The 16,874-nt window shown below is 43.7% G+C and carries 10 protein-coding genes and 1 tRNA gene; 9 read left to right on the plus strand and 2 right to left on the minus strand.

Going from position 1 to position 16,874, the window contains the following annotated elements:
- The first annotated feature begins 25 nt into the window (after positions 1-25).
- The 8 genes from M9189_RS12275 (at position 26) to M9189_RS12310 (ending at position 8,597) form a co-directional block, all read left to right on the plus strand.
- Complete coding sequence (locus tag M9189_RS12275; protein WP_250723623.1) at positions 26-1,744, plus strand: glutamine--tRNA ligase/YqeY domain fusion protein; 1,719 nt, start codon at positions 26-28, stop codon at positions 1,742-1,744.
- A gap of 102 nt (positions 1,745-1,846) precedes the next feature.
- Positions 1,847-2,671: a toxin-antitoxin system YwqK family antitoxin gene (locus M9189_RS12280; RefSeq protein ID WP_250723625.1), complete on the plus strand. Its 825-nt coding sequence runs from the start codon at positions 1,847-1,849 to the stop codon at positions 2,669-2,671.
- Positions 2,672-2,785: 114 nt separating this feature from the next.
- Positions 2,786-4,264 (plus strand): cysteine--tRNA ligase, encoded by a 1,479-nt coding sequence (gene cysS / locus M9189_RS12285; protein WP_250723627.1) that lies wholly within the window; start codon positions 2,786-2,788, stop codon positions 4,262-4,264.
- A gap of 11 nt (positions 4,265-4,275) precedes the next feature.
- Positions 4,276-5,271 (plus strand): M28 family peptidase, encoded by a 996-nt coding sequence (locus M9189_RS12290; protein ID WP_250723629.1) that lies wholly within the window; start codon positions 4,276-4,278, stop codon positions 5,269-5,271.
- The gene (locus M9189_RS12295) at positions 5,268-5,888 is read left to right on the plus strand and encodes a ribonuclease HII (protein WP_250723631.1); all 621 of its coding nucleotides are present in this window, start codon (positions 5,268-5,270) and stop codon (positions 5,886-5,888) included. The genes M9189_RS12290 and M9189_RS12295 overlap by 4 nt, the downstream gene beginning before the upstream one ends.
- Before the next feature lie 36 nt (positions 5,889-5,924).
- Entirely contained in the window at positions 5,925-8,075 is a 2,151-nt protein-coding gene (locus M9189_RS12300; protein WP_250723633.1) for a S46 family peptidase, read from the plus strand.
- A gap of 18 nt (positions 8,076-8,093) precedes the next feature.
- A complete protein-coding gene (gene folB / locus M9189_RS12305) occupies positions 8,094-8,474 on the plus strand; it encodes a dihydroneopterin aldolase (RefSeq protein ID WP_250723635.1) in 381 nt (126 codons plus the stop codon).
- 49 nt (positions 8,475-8,523) lie between these two features.
- Positions 8,524-8,597: transfer RNA gene (locus M9189_RS12310), tRNA-Cys, on the plus strand.
- Between the two features lie 158 nt (positions 8,598-8,755).
- Here M9189_RS12310 and gltX read toward each other — a convergent pair.
- Positions 8,756-10,288: a glutamate--tRNA ligase gene (gltX, locus tag M9189_RS12315; protein WP_250723637.1), complete on the minus strand. Its 1,533-nt coding sequence runs from the start codon at positions 10,286-10,288 to the stop codon at positions 8,756-8,758.
- A gap of 127 nt (positions 10,289-10,415) precedes the next feature.
- Here gltX and M9189_RS12320 point away from each other — a divergent pair, with 127 nt between their 5' ends.
- The gene (locus M9189_RS12320; protein ID WP_250723638.1) at positions 10,416-14,192 is read left to right on the plus strand and encodes a CotH kinase family protein; all 3,777 of its coding nucleotides are present in this window, start codon (positions 10,416-10,418) and stop codon (positions 14,190-14,192) included.
- Positions 14,193-14,254: 62 nt separating this feature from the next.
- Here M9189_RS12320 and M9189_RS12325 read toward each other — a convergent pair whose 3' ends face one another.
- On the minus strand, positions 14,255-16,816 hold the full coding sequence (locus M9189_RS12325; RefSeq protein WP_250723640.1) for an adenosylcobalamin-dependent ribonucleoside-diphosphate reductase: 2,562 nt from the start codon (positions 16,814-16,816) through the stop codon (positions 14,255-14,257).
- Between the last annotated feature and the right edge of the window lie 58 nt (positions 16,817-16,874).

The following is a 16,874-nucleotide window of genomic DNA, read 5'->3' on the forward strand; positions in this document are numbered from 1 at the left end:
GTAGTTTTGTAAATACCAGAAGGATATGAGTATGGAATCCAGTACGATGCCTGGTGAAGATATCAGGAGCAATTTCGTAATTGAAGAAATAGAGAAGGACCTGGCAATGGGTCGTAACGGAGGTAAAATTCTTACACGTTTTCCACCTGAGCCCAACGGCTATCTACATATAGGGCATGCCAAGGCTATATGCCTCAATTTTGGCATAGCGGAGCGCTACAATGCTAAGTGTAATTTACGTTTTGACGACACCAACCCTGTCAAGGAAGACGTAGAATACATAGAATCAATCAAGGAAGACATTCAGTGGTTAGGATTTCAATGGGCTGATGAACCAAAATATGCATCCGATTATTTTGAGCAGCTTTATGAATGGGCTATCAAACTTATTAAGAAGGGATACGCCTATGTATGCCAACTTTCAGCCGAAGAGATAGCTGCCCAGAAAGGTACTCCTACCGAACCTGGTCAGGAAAGTCCCTATAGGAATCGTTCAGTTGAAGAGAACCTTGAACTCTTCGAAAGAATGAGAAAGGGTGAGTTTAAGGAAGGGGAGATGATTTTGAGGGCCAAAATAGATATGGCTTCTCCAAATATGCATATGCGTGACCCCATCATGTACAGGATCATCCACAAGAGCCACCACCGCACCGGTGACAAATGGTGTATCTACCCTATGTATGATTACACCCATGGGCAAAGCGACTTTATCGAAGGTATCACACACTCACTTTGTACCCTTGAGTTTGCCGTACACAGACCTCTATATGACTGGTTCCTCGACAAGATACTGGAAGGCGAGCCCACTCCGGAGGTTAGAACAAGACAAATTGAGTTTGCCCGTCTTAATATCAATTATACTGTTATGAGCAAGCGTAAGCTGCTCGAACTTGTGCAACTGAAAGTAGTATCAGGTTGGGATGATCCCCGTATGCCAACTATTTCCGGCTTACGTCGCCGAGGCTATACTCCGGAATCTGTCAGGATGTTTGCCGAAAAGGTGGGAGTTGCAAAGCGTGACAATGTAATAGATATAGCACTCCTGGAACACTGCGTAAGGGAAGATCTAAACAAGAAAGCTACAAGGGTAAATGCAGTGCTTGATCCGATTAAAATGATAATCACAAATTATCCTGAGGATCAGGTTGAAATGCTCGAGACTGTCAATAATCCTGAAGACGAAACCATGGGCTCTCGTACAATTCCATTCTGTCGTGAGCTATACATTGAAAGGGATGACTTTATGGAAAATCCCCCAAAGAAGTACTTCAGGCTCGGTCCAGACAGGGAAGTACGTCTGAAAAGTGCGTACATAGTAAAGTGCGAAGGTTTCAAGAAGGATGACCAAGGTAATATAACTGAGATTTACTGTACCTACGATCCGGAAAGCCGTAGTGGTTCTGAAGGATCTGCACGAAAGGTCAAGGCGACCCTCCACTGGGTATCTGCAAGACATGCAATAGATGCAGAGGTAAGACTCTATGATAGACTCTTCCTCGATCCGGAACCAGATGGACATAAAGACAAGGATTTCAAAGAATTTCTGAATCCTGACTCTTTAAAAGTTCTAAATCACTGCAAACTGGAACCCATGCTTGCTGAAGCCAAGCCTTTGGAACATTTCCAGTTCCAGCGCCTAGGGTATTTCTCCGTTGATCCCGGCTCCAAACCTGATATGCTTGTATTTAACAAGACTGTAGGACTTAAAGATACCTGGGCAAAAATCAGCAACAAGGAAGAGTAAAGTTCGGGTGTCCAAATTATAGGGGGAAGCGTAACCTTATTGATGCTTTAAATGTTTAAGCTATAATAAGATTACGCTTTTCTGTATTATATAAAAGGCCTTATGTACAAGTATTCAGGAGCCCAAATATTCAGACCGGCAATAGTGGTATTAGTGCTGACATTTGCAGTGTATATAAACGTCGGTGGACAAAATTCTCTTGATGCTTCCGGTCAGAAGACAGGAAAATGGCAATACTTCAATAAAGAAGGACAACTTACCGAAGAGGGAGAATATCGTTCCGGAAAGAAGGAAGGTATATGGAAGGCTTTCTATCCGGATGGCACCGTCAAGTATGAAATCACCTTCAAAGATGGTGTAGCCAACGGTCCTGCAAAGTTTTACTTCCCCGACGGCTCTCTTTGGGAAGAAGGAATCTGGAAGGAGGCTTTCTGGGTAGGCGACTACCGACTCTACCATCCCGGAGGAAAACCCGCTTATGAATTTCATTACAATGACTGGGGGAAACGTGAGGGTGAACAGAAATACTACTATGCGGACGGAACTATCAAGTTCAGGGGCAAGTGGCAGGACGGGGCCATTGACGGCAAGGTTGAAGTATATGACTCTTCAGGAAAACTGCAGGCTATCAGGAATTACGAAAACGGAAGCTTTGAAAGCACAGATACCAAACCATCAGTTCTGCCTGAATCAAATGAACGTGAACCCGACCGTATAGTATCACCATTCCATGGAACCGGATACCACACTGCCTACAGACTGGATGGACGCATCTATCAAAAGGGATATTACCGTGAAGGCATATTATACGATGGAGAGGAATTCATCTATGACAGTAGTGGTGTCCTCAGACAGATAAGGGTTTATGAAAACGGCAAACTTGTCAGAATTAAATCAGGACGGGAAATTGAGGGTACTGCGCAATAAAAGCTCCAGATCAAAAGGAATGCTGTTTATGAATTGCCAAGACTTTAGGCTAAAAGCCTAAGGCTACAAAACTAAAATTTAGTATTTTAGCAGTTCTTTATAAACAGTCATTTTATGAGTTCCTTAGAGTTGAAGATTTTCAATACCCTTTCAAGGGAAAAAGAGATATTTAAACCCATAAATCCTCCTCACGTCGGACTTTATGTATGCGGCCCGACTGTCTATGGAGATGCACACCTGGGTCATGCACGTCCTGCAATCACCTTCGATATCCTTTTCAGATACCTGTCTCATCTCGGTTACAAAGTTCGCTACGTTCGAAACATTACTGACGTGGGGCACCTTGAGAACGACGCTGATGAAGGCGAGGATAAGATCGCAAAAAAAGCCAGACTTGAGCAAATGGAACCCATGGAAGTGGTACAGTACTTTACCTCAAGGTACCACGATGCCATGCATCTTCTGAACGTTAAGGATCCTTCCATAGAACCAAGGGCTTCAGGTCATATTATCGAACAACTGCAATTGGTTGATACCCTCCTGGGAAAGGGCTATGCATACGAGAGCGAAGGTTCGGTTTACTTTGACGTCGAACGTTACCATAAAGACTATAATTACGGAAAACTATCTGGCCGCGTATTAGAGGAGCTGTTTAGTACCACACGCGAACTTGAAGGTCAGTCAGGTAAGAAAAACAGTTTTGACTTTGCCCTCTGGAAAAAGGCTTCGCCAACTCACATTATGAGATGGCCGTCGCGTTTCAGCGACGGCTTCCCGGGCTGGCATCTGGAATGTACTGCAATGAGCACCCGCTATCTGGGCGAGCAGTTTGATATTCACGGTGGTGGCATGGACCTTTTATTCCCTCACCACGAATGCGAAATAGCTCAGGCTACGGCTGCCAACGGACAGGGGCCGGCTCGCTACTGGATGCACAATAATATGATAACTATCAATGGACAGAAGATGGGTAAGTCATTGGGTAATTTCATTACTCTTGACGAGTTCTTCTCAGGTAGTCACAAGCTGCTTGATCAGGCTTACTCTCCTATGACTATACGATTCTTTATCCTGCAGGCTCACTACCGTAGCACGGTTGACTTCTCAAATGATGCACTACGTGCTGCCGATAAGGGAGTCAAGCGCCTGCTTGATGCAGTGGCAGCAATCGACAGGATCAGACCAGGAGGCAACAGCGATTATGATGTTGCTAGCTTCAGAAAAGATTGTTATACTGCACTCAACGACGATCTCAACACTCCCATACTTATCGCTCACCTGTTTGATGCTGTCAAGGCAATCAACTCAGCTGTTGATGGAAAGCTGTCCTTTACCGCTGAGGACCTTGCATTATTCAGGGAATTAATACACACGATGGTTTTCGATATCCTTGGACTTAAGTCAGAGGAAGCTGCATCAGGTGAATCAACCGAAACCATTGAAGGTCTGATGGATCTATTGCTCGAGCTCCGCAAAGCTGCAAGAAGCAACAAGGACTGGGCGACCTCAGATATGATACGCGACAAACTCGCAGATATGGGTATAGTTGTCAGAGATGGGAAGGACGGTGTGAGCTGGGAATTTAACAGATAAACCTGCAACGGATGCTCAGAATCTTTTCAATATTAGCTTGTACAACAGTATTGTACACTTCTTGCAGCCTTAAAGGCAGTACTGGCAACGGTCAGGTTGAAGCAACAGAAGATATATCAACAACTACCCCTGATTTTATTGCCGACTCAGCATACCAATACATTGCCGACCAGGTAAGTTTTGGACCAAGGGTTCCCAACACAAAGGCTCATCTTGAATGCTCCGAATACATTGCCAGTAAGTTGGAGTCTTTTGGTGCGAAGGTGACCATCCAGGAAGCTGAAGTTAGTGCCTTCGATGGTACTAGACTGAAGATTCGCAACATCATTGGAGAGTTCCAGCCAGAAAAGAGCAGCCGAGTCATGCTTTTTGCGCACTGGGATTCTCGTCCATTTGCTGATCATGATCCGGATCCGACAAAACGTGACATTCCTATTGAAGGAGCTAACGATGGAGCCAGTGGCGTAGGAGTATTGCTTGAAATAGCACGCCATCTGGCAGCTTACCCGACAAATCCGGGTATAGACATAATTCTTTTCGATGCAGAGGATTACGGTCAGCCGGACCACAGGTCTCTGCCTTATCAACCTGACTCCTGGTGCTTAGGAAGCCAGTATTGGGGCAAGAATCCTCACAAAAAGAACTACTACGCCCGCTTTGGAGTACTGCTCGATATGGTTGGTGCAAAGAATGCTCTTTTTTACAGAGAACAATATAGCGAACAAACGGCCTTGCGCTGGGTTGATCGTATCTGGAATATCGCCAGAGATCTGGGTTACGGGGGTACTTTTGTATTTGGAAAAGGAGGAATGATTACTGATGATCATGTTTATGTAAACCGTCTCAGAGGCTTCCCCTGTGTCGATATTATACAATATGATCCGACTTCCAGGACAGGCTTTGGAGCATACTGGCACACACATGACGATACAATGGACAACATTGATCGTAATACACTTAAAGCCGTCGGACAGACAGTGATGGAGCTTATCTACCGGGAGAAATGAGAAAGTCTGGGAATAAAGTATTAAAAAATAGTTTTAGTCCGGATCTTGTGGAGGCCGGCTGTGATGAAGCTGGCCGTGGATGCCTGGCTGGTCCCGTTTTTGCTGCTGCTGTAATACTCCCCCGCGATTTCAACCACCCCCTGCTAAATGACTCAAAACAATTGACACACCGCCAACGCACCTTGTTGCGTAAAGTAATTGAATCTGAAGCCTTGAGCTGGGGAGTTGCTATGGTGGATAACCAAGAAATTGACAGAATCAACATTCTCAATGCTGCCATCAAGGCCATGCATCTGGCTATACGCCAGCTGAAGCAGGAGCCTCAGCTGTTACTCATTGACGGTAACAGATTTAAAGAATATAATAATATTCCACACCATTGCATAGTCAAAGGAGACTCACTTTTCCAAAGTATAGCAGCTGCATCTGTTCTTGCCAAGACCCACCGCGACGAATATATGCTTGAACAACACCAGAAATACCCTGTTTACCAGTGGGATCAAAATAAGGGTTACCCAACCCAGAAACATAGAGATGCGATTGCTGTATATGGGATCAGCCCGCTGCATCGCCTCAGCTTCAGACTGGAAGACAAACAACTAAGTTTATCCTTATAGATAATTTACATACATATAATTATTCAAATAATTCAAATGAAAAAGCTTATTGCTGCAATTCTGATCCTTACCCTACTAATTACACCCAAGCTCAAGGCAGATGAAGGCATGTGGCTCCTTCCCCTTATCAAGGAGCTTAATATTGAGACCATGCAGAGCATGGGGCTTGAACTTACAGCTGAGCAAATCTATAGCATCAACGAGTCAAGCCTGAAAGATGCAATCGTGATCTTCGGGGGCGGTTGTACCGGATCTCTCATTTCTAACAAAGGTCTTGTACTTACCAATCACCACTGTGGATATGAGCAGATTCAACAATTGAGTTCACTTGACCACAACTACCTTGAGAACGGCTTCTGGGCATCATCTTTTAAAGATGAGCTACCTGCTCCGGGCCTCAAAGTCACCTTTATTAAAGAAATTAAAGAGGTGACTGAAAAGGTTCTTGCGGAGGTCAAACCAGATATGAGTTTTGATGCCAGGAATACAACCATTGACAATGCCATTAAAGCTATTGTGGCAGAGCAGGGAGGAGACAGTTTTGAAAAAGCGCAGGTAAAGCCATTCTTTGCCGGTAATCGTTACTACCTGATTATCACACAGGAATTCAGGGATGTTCGCTTCGTGGGAGCACCGCCGGTTTCCATTGGCAAATTTGGCCATGATACCGACAACTGGGTTTGGCCTCGTCATACCGGAGACTTCTCACTGTTCAGGGTGTATTCTGATGTCAATGGAAACCCGGCAGACTATTCACCCGACAATATTCCATACCAACCCATCCATCACCTTCCGGTCTCTCTAAAAGGATACCAACCTGGCGACTTCAACATGATAATGGGATTCCCTGGATCAACCGACCGTTATCTTCCTTCCTGGGGAATAGAGGAGCGTATGGAGATTTACAATAATGCTCTTATTACAGTAAGGGGTGATAAGCTTGAAATACTGGCTGAAGCCATGGCTGCTGACCCAAAGATTAAACTACAATATGCAAGTAAGTATGCACGCAGCTCCAACTACTGGAAGAATAGTATTGGAATGAATAAGGGTTTGAAGGACCTTAAGGTTATTGACAAGAAAAGAGCTCTTGAAGCAGAATTCGCTGAATGGGTTGCTGCATCTGAGGAACGAACAGCCAAATACGGTAAGCTCCTTAAAGAGCTTGAAGAAGCGTATACTACCCGCAAGGATGTTTACAAAGCTGCTATTACTTTTAGGGAAACTATGAGGAGTGGCACCGAGATCCTGAGCTTTGCCTATAATGCAGAAAGACTTGAAAAGGCTCTAAAAGACAATAAGGAAAAAACAATAAAAAGCGTCACCGATGCTTTGCGTGAGAATGCTGAGGATTTCTTTAAAAACTATGATGCTGCAACAGACCAGAAAGTCTTTGCTGCAATGATGAGGAGATACAAAGCTGATATTGATCCTAAGTACTATCCTTCTTTCTTCAAAGATGTGGAAAAGAAGTACAAGGGAGATTTCGACTTATTTGCCGCAAAACTATTCAAGGGCTCTCTCTTCGTGAACAAGGATACCTATCTGGACTTCCTTGAAAAACCTACATTGAAAGCTTTGCAGGCTGATCCAATCTATACTGTAGCTCTATCAGCAATGCAACAGAATGAAGAGATTTTAAAACTTAATAATAACTCAGCAGATCGGGTAGAAAATGCCAACAGACTATTCATGGCAGGTTTGATGGAAATGAATCCTGAAAAGAGCCTTTACCCGGATGCAAACTTTACTCTTAGACTAACCTACGGTAAGGTAGGTGACTATGAACCAAGAGATGGTGTTATTTACAAATATTACACTACACTAAAGGGTGTAATGGAAAAGGAAGACCCAAACAACTTCGAGTTTATCGTTCCCGAAAAGCTCAAGGAATTGTATAATAACGCTGATTTCGGTCGTTACGCTGCTGCTGACGGCAAATTATATGTAAACTATATTAATGACCTTGATATCACCGGAGGTAATTCAGGAAGTCCGGTGATTAACGGAAAGGGTGAACTTGTAGGTCTGGCCTTCGACGGTAACTGGGAGGCAATGAGTGGGGATATAGCTTTCGAGCCCGAGTTGCAAAGATGTATCAACGTGGATATTCGCTACGTGCTCTTTATAATCGACAAATTTGCAGGGGCTACTAACTTAATTGAGGAACTTAGCATAGTTGAATAAACTATTTACACCGGGAGGATGGAAAACCAAATTGCAACTATAGAACTTGAAGAAATGGTGTTTTACGCCTATCACGGCTGCTTTACTGAGGAGAAAGTGGTGGGCAATAAGTTTGTCGTAAACGTCACAATTAAGCATGATATTTCACATGCGAGGCACAGTGACAGGATACAGGACACAGTCAACTACGTAAGGATTTACGAAGCTGTAAAGAAAGAAATGATGGTAAGCTCCAACCTCCTAGAACATGTGACGGGAAGGATTATCGACAACTTGTTTGATAACTTCCCGTCATTAACCTATGCTAAGATAAAGGTTTCCAAGATGAACCCGCCAATGGGAGGCCAGATGAAATGCGTCAGCCTTACTCTGGAGAAAGAAAAAAAAGCTCCATTATAGGGCTTCTCCTTGCGTGGAAATAAAACTTTATCTATTTTTGCGCTCCCATGGTCGGTTGGCCGAGGGGTTAGGCAACGGTCTGCAAAACCGTGTACGGCGGTTCGAATCCGCCACCGACCTCCAACATAAAAGGGTGCCTCAGCAGAGACACCCTTTTTATTTTCTATCCATTCAGAATCTACCTATCTAAAAAAGCTCCTTTGTGTAATACCTATTGTTATATACTGATATTACAACACTTATACTGCTGACAACTACAAGTCTTTCCGGCTTTATTCCATCTAAACGGCCTCATATCCCAGTTTGGCAACTGCATTGTCAAGACGACGCAAAACCTCATCCTTGCCAAGCATACCAATTATGGTGAAGAGATCCGGTCCAAACGCACCACCTGTCATAGCAAGACGCAGGGCATTTGCAACCGCTCCAAAACCAAGGCCTTTTGCCTCCAGCAAGGCAGATGTCTTATGCTTAAGTTCCTCTGCATCCCAATTAGCCTCTGATGCAAATAGTCCCCTCAACTCCGCGATTAGTCCAGGTACTTCACCTTTCCAGCGCTTTTGCACCACCTTTTCATCATATCCAACCGGAGCCTCAAAGAAAAAGAAAGATTGCTCCCATAATTCAGCAACAAAATGTACCCTTTCCTTAACCAAGGCCACTACCTTTTCTACAAAGGCCAAATCAGTCTCAATGCCTCTGTTTTTCAAATATGGCATAAACAGTCCGGCCAATTCTCCGTCACTCTTTTTTATCAGATACTGTTGGTTAAACCACCTGGCCTTGGCCGGATCAAAACGCGCCCCAGCTTTATTTACCCTTTCAAGAGAGAATATCTCTGCCAGCTCCTCCATTGAGAAAATCTCCTGCTCCGTTCCCGGGTTCCATCCAAGCAATGCAAGGAGATTTACAACAGCCTCGGGGAAATAACCCGATTCCCTGTAACCTGAGGATATTTCGCCTGAAGGCGAAGTATATTCCAGCGGAAAAACCGGAAATCCTTCCTTGTCACCATCCCTCTTACTCAGCTTCCCCTTACCGCTTGGCTTCAGTATCAATGGCAAGTGCGCAAATGCAGGCATTGTATCCTCCCAGCCAAATGCTCTGTACATAAGAATATGCAAAGGCAAGGAAGGAAGCCATTCTTCTCCCCTGATCACATGAGTTACCTTCATCAGATGGTCATCCACAACATTGGCAAGGTGATAAGTTGGTAGTTCATCGGCAGACTTATACAAAACTTTATCATCAAGGATATTGGTATGGAACACTACCTTTCCGCGTATCAGGTCATTGGCCTCGACTTCAACATCTTCGGGTATTTTAAAACGCATTACATAAGGTTCACCGGAACTCAGTTTTGCTTCAAGCTCTGCTTTGCTCATATTAAGCGAGTTTTTCAGACTTCCTCTTGTAGTTACATCATAGGCAAAAGTCTTACCCTCAGCTTCAGCCTTTTCACGTAGAGCATTAAGTTCCTCAGGTGTATCGAAGGCATAATATGCCCAGCCATTTTCAAAAAGCATGTCAGCATACTGCTTGTAGATCTCTCTGCGCTCACTTTGCTTATATGGTCCGTAAGGGCCTCCTTCTAATACTCCCTCATCAACCTTAATACCCAGCCACTTGAGTGACTCATTTATATATTCCTCTGCACCCGGAACAAAACGTGTACTGTCAGTATCTTCTATCCTCAGAATAAAAGTACCGCCATATTTCTTTGCCAGCAGATAGTTGAACAAAGCTGTACGAACTCCTCCAATATGAAGAGGACCTGTCGGACTTGGTGCAAACCTTACTCTAACTGTATCCATTACTTATCTTATTAATACCTGCAAAGGTAACAAATAGAGTTACCCGACAAGTTATCTCCCTTGCCATTTCTCAGGTTTACTAACAAATAAATACTAAATTTAAACACTTATAACACATTCACCTATTATGAAAGAAATCTACCTTGCAAGACTAATCAGTATTCTATCCCTCCTTCCTTTTCTTTGCATCCTCGTCCCGGCTGTTGCACAGGACCTTCCTCCAGTAGTGATATCAGAGTTTATGTCATCCAATTCTGTCACTATCGTAGATGAAGATGGGGAGTTTTCCGACTGGATTGAAATAAGAAATATCTCCGACAACCCTGTTGATATTGAAGGATGGGGTCTGACAGACAATGAAAATAATCCATTTAAATGGACCTTCCCAGCATGCATTCTGCAGCCGGGTGAATTTATGTTGGTATGGGCTTCCGGCAAAGACCGGAAGCCGGCACAAGGGACGCTTGTTAACGGATTAAGACAGCAAGTCTACAAGGGTATAACTGGAACATCTGTTAACGACCTTATTAGCAGTTCAAGTTATCCCGGAATGCCATCCAGCACAGAAATACTTACTGATCTTTTTGAGACAGGGGTAAATATAGATGACAACTATGGTCAAAGGGTCTACGGCCTTTTGAAGGCTCCCCAGACTGGCACCTATTATTTCTGGATCTCAGGTGATGATAATAGCCGACTCTATTTAAGTTCTGATGAGGATCCACACAAAGTGGCCCTAATTGCTGAAGTACCTGAATGGACCAACAGCAGGGAATGGAACAAATACGCCTCACAGAAATCCGGTGCAATCCTTCTGGAAGAGGGTAAGTATTACTTCATGCAGGCACTTATGAAAGAAGAAGGTGGTGGTGACCACCTATCAGTAGGCTGGCAACTTCCTGACGGAACACTTCAGCAACCTATGCCTGCAGACCAGTTCTACCTGGCTCCGGCCGAGCTGCACACCACTTTCTCAATATCGGCTGATGGTGAGACTCTTCTGATTAGCAATGCACAGGGTGAACCGGTACACTATGTGCCAGGAGTTGCACTACCCTCTGATGTCAGTTATGGGTCCATGGACGGTCAGGAAGGATTCTTCTATTTCAACATACCTACTCCAGGAAGTGCAAATTCAGACCAGGGCTACAGGGAATTGTTCAACGGAAGTATTACATTCTCCAAACCTGGAGGATTCTATACCGAGCCTTTCGATCTTGTACTTAACACAGATGATCCAGAAGCGGTAATCTATTACACGGTGGATGGTTCTGAACCAGATCCTGCAAATCTGGGAGGTACTACTTACAGATATAAAAACAGTTATCCATGGGGCAGCCTTCTGGAGCGCTCATCCAGAACCTATGTGTATGAAGAACCTGTTAACATAAGGGATAGGAGCAATGATGCATATCAGATAGCAGGCATCAACACTTATTATGCAAACACACCTCGCCTGCCCTCTTCTCAGAAAATATTCATGGGGACTGTCATTAAGGCAAAGGCAGTAAAAGAGAATGCCCTCTCATTGTTTTCCGAGACCCACACCTATTTTATTACCGACAAGGGACGCAATCGTTATGATCTTCCTGTGGTTTCAATTACTACTGATGAGGCAAACCTCTTTGACTACTACAATGGTATCTATGTGCCCGGTAAGTACGCTGACGACTGGGCAGCAGCAAACCCTGGGGAACAATGGAACGAAAGCCGCCCGGCAAACTACAACCAAAGGGGTGATGCCTGGGAAAGAAGGTCTCATTTTGAGTATTTCCCAACAAATGGAGATCCTGCTTTCAGGCATAAAGTAGGACTTCGAATCCATGGTGGCTACAGCAGGGGCTTTTACCGCAAATCACTTCGCCTCTATGCCAGAACTGAGTATGGATCAGGAAATACAATGAACTACCCCTTCTTTGGAGAACTTCCAGCCAGAGGTGACAGTACCATACATATTGAAAGTTTCAGACGTTTGTTGCTTAGAAATTCAGGTAATGATTATTATCTTACTTTGTACAGGGATGCCCTTATGCAGAGCCTTGCTAGCCACCTCCCAGTTGATGTGATGGGCTACAATCCTGTAGTACACTTTCTAAATGGAGAATACTGGGGAATTATAAATATCCGCGAGCGCTTCGACCAGCATTATGTAGCCAGTCACTATAGCTTACCTTCTGACGACATAGCATTATTAGAAACGTTCGCAACAATTGACGAAGGTTATCCTGAAGACCGTGACAACTTCTTAGCTATTGTTGCTTACGCACAAAATAATGACCCGGCCAATAGCCAGCATTACCAATGGCTATACGAAAGAGTTGATGTAGATAACCTGGCGCACTATTATGCTGCCCAGATATATTTCTACAACACTGACTGGCCACAAAATAATTCAACATTCTGGAGGTATAGAAATGGCACCTATAGCCCTGAGCTGCCCAAAGGTCATGACGGACGCTGGAGATGGATGCTCTTTGATACTGATTTCGGAATGAGTATCTGGTCAGAAGACCATGCAAAAAATGCGCTTTCAAGGGTAATTAATGAGGCAACAGATCCGTCTTCAATAATTTTCAAGCGCCTGCTTAGAAATACTGATTTTAAGAACAAATTTATAAATGCTGTGGCCGATCAGCTTAATAGTGGTTTCCGCCCTCAATATATCCGCAAGAAAGTTGATGAGTTCAATGCCCGTCTGTCATCTTCAAGGAACGAACATTACCAGAGATGGATGGATGGCACTGACACAGGATCCTCTATCAAAAATTTCGGAGATAAGCGCACACCATATGTAATCTCACATACTCAATCACAGTTTAATCTGAGCGGAACAAATGCAGTGACAGTCAACCGAGTTGGTGATGGAGGACTTGTTAAGATTAACAGCCTTTTAATTGACAGCAGACTTCCAGGAATCCCTTATCCGGCAAGTCCATATCCATGGTCAGGAAACTATTTTAAGAGTGTTCCCATAACCCTGACAGCTATTGATCAGCCGGGATACCGATTCTCACACTGGGTTATAAACAACTCCAAATTCTATGACAGGACAGTGGTTTATGATGTCAATGGTGCTGTAGAGGTATTTGCCCATTTCAAAGAAGCACAAATCAGTCTCCTTCACTACTGGCATTTCAACGACCTAATATCGGGCAATCAGGATATAATTCCCGCAGATATAAGTATTACGGAAATAAAAGGGAGTCTTTCCTACCTGGGTACAGGTGCTGGCTATTTGGATGACGTAGATGAGGGAAGCTCTCTCAACAGCAAAGAAAGTGTTGAAGCAGGACTTGCAATTCGTGCACGCAATCCTTCGGATACCCGTCACCTTGAGATCTTAATCCCCACCACCGGATTTGAAGAGATTAGAATTAGCTATGCAACCACTCGAACCAGCAAGGGTGCTCAGCAACAGAATGTGTATTACCGCACAGCCGCAGATGCTGAATGGATACTCTTTGCCACAGGACTTATTATCCCAGAGGATGATTTCAGAGTAGTGTCACTCGATTTCAGCAATGTTGAAGGGGTAAAAGACAATGAGGAATTTGCCCTTAAGATTGAGTTTGCCGGAAGTCAGGCATCAGGCAGTTCAGGCAACAATCGATTTGACAATATCGTGGTTGAAGGCTTAAGAATCACAACAGGAATAAAAGATAATCAGGCAACTGTAGCAATAAATGTATATCCAATACCCGCAAGAGATTACGTTGATATTGTGAGTTCATCCCCAATTGCAAGGTTAAGCCTATACAACAGCAATGGACAGATGGTTAAAGACATGAAATCTGGTGGACTTGCCGAAAGAGTAAGTGTTGGTGACCTGCATCCCGGTATCTACATTATTGAGATTACAACTCAGGGTGATGTAGTAAGGAAAAAGATTACTATCAGCAGATAATAAAAACCGGCTGTCTGCAGGTGGCAGACAGCCGGTTTTTATGAGAAAACTAAAAAAAAGCATCATCCACATTTAGAAACTCCACAGTCCTGACATATCAAACAGCCTTCCTGATAAACAAGGTTGTCTGATCCACAACTAGAGCAGTGGCATTTCTTTGCCTTAGTTCCATCCGGAACATATTTCTTAAGAGCTCTTTCAACACCGTTTTTCCAATTGTTGATATTCTCATTATCGAGCTGCAAACCACTTACCAGATTTATCACGTCTTCGATAGGCATACCGTTACGCAATACACCTGAAATCAGTTTTGCATAGTTCCAGAATTCCTTATTGAATTTGTAAGACAGACCTTCAATCGTGGTCTTGTAACCGCGCTTATTTACATATTGGAAGTCATAACGTGATGTCCCATCTTCCTCATAGTTCTTAATGATACTACCCACTGTTACGCTCTTGGGAAGAAGTAATCCGTCCTCGTCATCTGCAAGACCTGTAAAAATCTCGTAAGGACGACCATCAAGCAATCCTACAAAAGCAATCCATTTCTCCTTGTTGTTCTGGAATCTTACAACTTCTGCTTCAAGCACCTGTGGACGCTTGGTTGGGAAGCGTGAAGAATCTTCTTTCTTCTTCTCGCTGTTGTTGGATACAAGTACTCCTGCTCTTGAACCATCACGGTACACAGTAACTCCCTTGCATCCGCTCTTCCATGCCTCAACATAGAGCTGACCAACAAGTTCCTCACTTACATCGCTTGGCAGGTTAATTGTAACACTAATGCTGTGGTCAACCCATTTTTGTACTCTGCCTTGCATACGCACTTTGCTTAGCCAGTCAACATCATTGCTGGTAGCCTTGTAATAGGGAGACTGCTTTACAAGTCCATCCAGTTCCTCGCTTGAATAGTTCTTGCTTGTATCATAGCCATTGGCCTCCATCCATGTTAAGAATTTATGGTGGAAAACAATGTACTCTTCCCAACTGTCTCCTACTTCATCAATAAAGTCAACCCTTACCTGCGGGTCATTTGGATTTACCTTACGACGCCTCTTATATACAGGCATGAATACAGGTTCGATACCACTTGTAGTCTGGGTCATCAACGAAGTCGTGCCTGTAGGAGCAATAGTGAGAAGAGCGATATTCCTGCGTCCATGAACACTCATACGTTCATACAAATCAGGATCAGCATTTCTCAAACGTTGAATAAATGGATTGTTCTTTTCACGTTCAGTGTCATAGATTGGGAATGCACCTCTTTCTGCAGCCAGATCCACAGACGAGGAATATGCCGCTAAAGCAAGAGTCTTATGCACCTCTACTGAAAAGTCTATTGCATCATCGCTTCCATAACGCAATCCAAGCCCGGCCAGCATATCACCTTCTCCTGTGATACCAACACCGGTACGACGCCCTTCAACTGCCTTATTGCGTATATTGACCCAAAGATTTCTTTCTACTGCTTTGATCTCTTCAGATTCAGGGTCTGCATCTATCTTCTCTATAATTGCATCTATCTTCTCAAGCTCCAGATCAATTATATCATCCATTATGCGTTGAGCAGCTCCAACATGTTTACGGAACAGTTCAAAATTGAACTTCGCCTCAGGTCTGAATGGATTCTCAACATAAGAATAAAGGTTAACGGCAATCAAACGGCAACTGTCATATGGACAGAGTGGGATCTCTCCACATGGATTGGTACTTACAGTCTTGTAACCAAGATCAGAATAACAATCAGGTACAGATTCCCTGATAATTGTATCCCAGAACAATACACCTGGCTCTGCAGATTTCCATGCATTGTGGATTATCTTGTTCCACAATTCCAGTGCATTGATTTCCTTCTTATACTTTGGCTCTTCTGCTTCAATAGGATATTGCTGAATATATCTGGTCTGTTCAACAACAGAGCGCATAAACTCGTCATCAATCTTAACAGAGATATTTGCTCCTGTGACCTTACCCTGCTCCATTTTTGCATCGATAAACTTCTCGGAATCAGGGTGCTTTATAGAAACGCTCAACATAAGTGCACCACGACGTCCATCCTGAGCAACCTCACGGGTTGAGTTTGAATATCTCTCCATAAATGGTACCAGGCCTGTTGATGTGAGAGCAGAGTTCTTTACAGGTGAACCCTTGGGGCGAATATGAGACAGATCATGCCCAACACCTCCGCGACGTTTCATCAATTGAACCTGCTCCTGATCTACTTTAAGGATACCACCATAAGAATCAGAGTTGCTATCATTTCCTATTACAAAACAGTTTGACAATGAAGCAATCTGGTAATTATTACCTATCCCTGACATCGGACCACCCTGAGGAATAATGTAAGTAAAGTTGCGAAACAGCTCGTAGATCTCCTCTACCTTCATAGGATTGGGATAGCGCTCCTCAATTCGTGCAATTTCCCGGGCCATACGCCAATGCATATCATCAGGAGTAAGCTCATATATATTGCCATCAGAATCCTTGAGGGCATATTTATTTACCCATACCCGGGCAGCCAGCTCATCTCCCTTAAAATAATCCAAAGCTGCAGAAAAAGCCTCGTCATGGGTATAAGTCTTCCCCGTTACCTTGTCTTTCTTCTTTTGCATCGCTGATACTTCCATTTCCTTTTAGTTAATCAATCCTCTGATGGGATGAAGGTTAATATTTTTTTTCTGTTTG

The sequence above is a fragment of the Xiashengella succiniciproducens genome (genome assembly GCF_023674465.1).
GTDB lineage: Bacteria > Bacteroidota > Bacteroidia > Bacteroidales > Marinilabiliaceae > Geofilum > Geofilum succiniciproducens.